The following is a 3,772-nucleotide window of genomic DNA, read 5'->3' as shown; positions in this document are numbered from 1 at the left end:
TTCCCGACCGAAGCCCGTGCCGCGTAGCGGCACCGCAACGATCGAGAAGGCCAGAATCCTCGGGCTTCAGCCCGAGGTACAAGTCAAGACTACGAGCTGCTCGTCCATCTGTCGGAGGAGCCTGAGCGCGCCCTCGCCATGTCGGAGCCGGCACGGCTTCTGAAGATCACCCGCAGCCGCCTGCCCCACGCCGTCACACGCCTCCAGGACGCCGGCCATGTGCGGCGCTGCGAGGACCCGGCCAATCCCCAGCCAACTGGCCGTCCTCACCCACGAGGGCGCGCGGCTGATGGAACAGGCCGCTCCAAGTCACGTCGAGGCTGTACGTCGCACGGTCTTCGACGCCCTGACCCGGAACAGATCCGGCAGTTCACCGGATCGGCGGGGCGATCAACGCCTCCTTCCCGCGCGCGGATGACACCGGTGCCGATCCGGACGCGCTGCCGTGGCGGCGCAGATGAGCACCCAGCTGCCCGTCGGCTTGGAGCAACGGGGTCCTTTAGGCCAGGGAGCACGTCAAGCAGGGCCATGGTGTCCTCCTCGGAAGCCGGTAACGATCTCTGTGCCAGAGCTTGCCTGCAACTCCGCCACGGAGCGAGGAACTTGCCGGAACTTGCCAGGGACCTCGGGCAGCGACCCAAAGAAGTCATCTCATTTGGTGAGCAGTGGAAGCAGACGAGGGTGCAGGCGGCGGCATCCGGCCAGCCAGGAGGCGGTGCGTTCGATCGTCCAGTGGTGGCGGCCCAGGCGGTTCGAGGACTCCGTGACCTTTCGGGTGATGCCGCGCTTGCGGGGCCAACGGCGCGGGTGGTCGTAGTCGTACCCATTGGCGGCGTGGAGCTTGGCCGGTCGGCGTCGGCGCGGACCGTGGCAGGAGAGGGTCGGCAGGGATTCCGCAGACGTTCCAGGGCCTGGCTGTCGTGCTCGTTCGTGCCGGACCAGTCATGCGGTCCGCGTGCGGTGGCCTTGTGCCTGCTGCCCGGGGAGGGACTGGCCGCTGCGCCCGGGAGCCGACAGGGTTAAGGGGTGGAAGGGCCGGGGAGTTCCACTACCACCGATTCCGGAGATCCCCATGGTTCTTCCAGTGCGGCCCGCAGTGCGGTGACGGTATCCGCACCGATGCGCCCGGCGAGCGCGGCTTCGAGCCCGGCCAGGATCTGCATCGTCTCCTCGCGGCGCCGGACGCCGGACGCCGAGAGGAGTACGAGCTTCGACCGGGCGGACCGCGGATCGCTCTCGACGGTCACCACCCCCGCGGCGACAAGTTCGTGGACCCACTGGTGCGCTGTCGGGGCGCTGACGCCCAGACGCCGAGCCAGCTCGGCAATGCTCGCCCCCTCTGACGGGAGCTGACTCAGCAGAGTCACGTGTGCCGCACCGATGGCCGACCCGTCTTCCTGGGCCTCGAACGCAGTGGTCAGGGCAGCTCGGAACCAGTTGTGTGCGCGCCACAGCAGCCGGATGAGCGGCTCGGATTCAGACGGGGAGGAAGCCATGTGGTTCTGCTTTCACGCTGGGGCGGTCGGTTCGGCGCGGTCTGCCGATCGTAAGCCGGTCAGATCTGGTGCCCAACATCACCGGAGCTTCCGAGATCCTCATTCATTAGGTAGCCTACGATTAGGTTGCCTAATGGTGGGCTCGATCGATCCCCAGCCCCGACCCCATGCCCCGATTCGCCTGAAATCGATGGAAAGGCAGGATGATGACGACAGGATCGTCTGTATCCCCCCTCGCCGCGGACACCTCGCGGCGGCGTCTGCTGGCCGCCGCAGCCGGCGCCACCGCCGGCACGGCCGCCCTCGCGGCCCCGCCCGCCGCCGCCCAGGCCGTCACCTCCACGTCGGCCGGGACCGCCGCCGGCCGCCCGGGGCGCGGCATGAAGGTGATAGCAGTCGAAGAGGCGTTCTCCGTTCCGGAGCTGATCCCGTGGCCGGGCGAAGCCTGGATGCCTCCCGGCTGGGGGGAAGAGTGGGGGCGCCGGCTCGCCGACCTCACGGAGTTGCGGCTGGCGGACATGGACGACCATGGCGTGGACATGCAGGTCCTGTCGCTCACCTCACCCGGCGTGGAGGCCATCGAGGACCCCTCCGAGGCCGTGGCCACGGCCCGCCGGGTCAACGACCACCTGGCCGACGTGGTCGCCGCCCACCCGACACGGTTCGCCGGCTTCGCCACCCTGCCGTTGCAGGACCCGCAGGCCGCCGTGGTCGAACTGCGCCGGGCGGTGGAGCAACTCGGCCTCAAGGGAGTCCTGCACAACGACCACGTTCAGGGCCACTACCTCGACGAGCCGCAGTTCCGGCCGGTGTGGGCCGAGCTTGAACGGCTCGGCGTGACGCTCTACATCCATCCCGCGCTCTTCCCCGCCGATCAGTGGCGGGTGTTCCAGGGGCACCCCGTGCTGAGCGGGCCGTCCTGGGGATGGACAGCGCAGGTCGGCGCCCACGCACTGCGCCTGATCTACGGTGGAGTGTTCGACGAGTTCCCCGGGGCCTCGGTGACGCTGGGGCACATGGGAGAACTGCTGCCTTTCCAGTTGGCCCGGCTCGACAGCCGCTACCACCAGGCCGACCCCAAGAGCAGGCCACGACAACTGCCCTCCCACTACCTGCGGCACAACCTCTACGCGACCACCAGCGGCGTCTTCTCTCACGCGGCCCTCCTCGGAGCTGTCCAGGCCATCGGCGCCGACCGGCTGCTGTTCGCCGTCGACTACCCCTACGAATCAACGGCCGAGGCAGTCGAGTTCCTCCGCACAGCGCCGTTCTCCCGCGCCGACCTCAAACGCATCGCACACCGCAACGCGGCACACCTGCTGAACCTCTGATCAAGACAGCAGCAGGTGAGGAGTGTGGTTGGGCCGACGGTGCGTACATGTGCCATCGGCCCAGCCCCGCGAGCACCGGCACCGAATGCTCGGTCCTGAGCCGACGGGATCCGCCCGCACGTCGATGGCGTTGGTACGCCACTTGAGCAGACCTTCAAACGGTGATCCTCGTCCTGCTGGGCGCGACTTCCGTCAGGCAGGGCCTGGCCCACCACGCCGACAGCAAGAATGAATCCTTCGCACCTTGGGAAGACAGGCTCACGCCATGGCAGGCGCACTCCTGACCGACACCACCACGGGAACCGTTCGCGGATGCGCACTCCCAGACGGAGGTCGACTCTTCGCCGGTATTGTCCGACGTCGGCGCCGACACCCCCGAACACCTCACCGCCTGCGACACCCTCGTCGGCGCCTGGGCCGCCTTCGCCGCCACCGGCTCCCCAGGCTGGCCGCCGTACGCCCCGGAAGCCGAGGGCAACTCCCGGGCCAGCGGCGGCTCCCCGGCCGAAGCCGACCGCATGATCATCTGGCACGGCCGCAGCCCGGCCGCCACTGCCCGGCAAAATCGCGGGTGCACATGCGAGGTCAGTCGCCTTCGTGGAAACAGATCGCAGGTTGTCCCTCTGCTTCCGGGCCTCGACCTCTTCCCGTCGTCTGGAGCGCGCACAGGCCCAGTGGTCACGCTCTGCGAGCCCACTCCCCCCCCCTTCTCACCGGCAGCTGCAGTTGTCCGCCGCCGAACGAGAGAGCTTGCAGCAGGTCAGTGCGGGTCGATCCAGGGTCCGACAGTGGCGGTCCCCAGTCTGTGCGGATGTCGTCGAGCAGGACGCGGACGCTGAACGGGGAGGCAGCGCAGTACTAGGTTCTGTCTGGAGTTCGGATCAGGAGTTCGGTAGATCGCCTGCGCGCGAGGGCTCGGTCTTGATAGGCCGTCAGTCATGGCGC

At 68.6% G+C, this 3,772-nt stretch carries 2 protein-coding genes; one reads left to right on the top strand and one right to left on the bottom strand.

Annotation, left to right across the window (positions count from 1 at the left end; translation table 11 throughout):
• Nucleotides 1-1,019: 1,019 nt before the first annotated feature.
• Nucleotides 1,020-1,496, bottom strand: coding sequence for a MarR family winged helix-turn-helix transcriptional regulator (locus H8R17_RS44720; RefSeq protein WP_187828880.1), 477 nt, complete (start codon nucleotides 1,494-1,496; stop codon nucleotides 1,020-1,022).
• Nucleotides 1,497-1,699: 203 nt separating this feature from the next.
• Here H8R17_RS44720 and H8R17_RS44715 point away from each other — a divergent pair, with 203 nt between their 5' ends.
• A complete protein-coding gene (locus tag H8R17_RS44715) occupies nucleotides 1,700-2,827 on the top strand; it encodes an amidohydrolase family protein (protein ID WP_262506042.1) in 1,128 nt (375 codons plus the stop codon).
• Nucleotides 2,828-3,772: the final 945 nt, after the last annotated feature.

The organism is Streptomyces sp. TRM68367 (assembly GCF_014495685.1).
In the GTDB taxonomy this organism is placed as follows: domain Bacteria; phylum Actinomycetota; class Actinomycetes; order Streptomycetales; family Streptomycetaceae; genus Streptomyces.
This window is presented reverse-complemented; position numbering and strand designations above follow the sequence as displayed.

What these genes read in the sequence shown, in the direction of transcription:
- H8R17_RS44720 (WP_187828880.1), bottom strand. Translation starts at nt 1,496, where the DNA reads ATGGCTTCCTCCCCGTCTGAATCCGAGCCGCTCATCCGGCTGCTGTGG.
- H8R17_RS44715 (WP_262506042.1), top strand. Translation starts at nt 1,700, where the DNA reads ATGATGACGACAGGATCGTCTGTATCCCCCCTCGCCGCGGACACCTCG.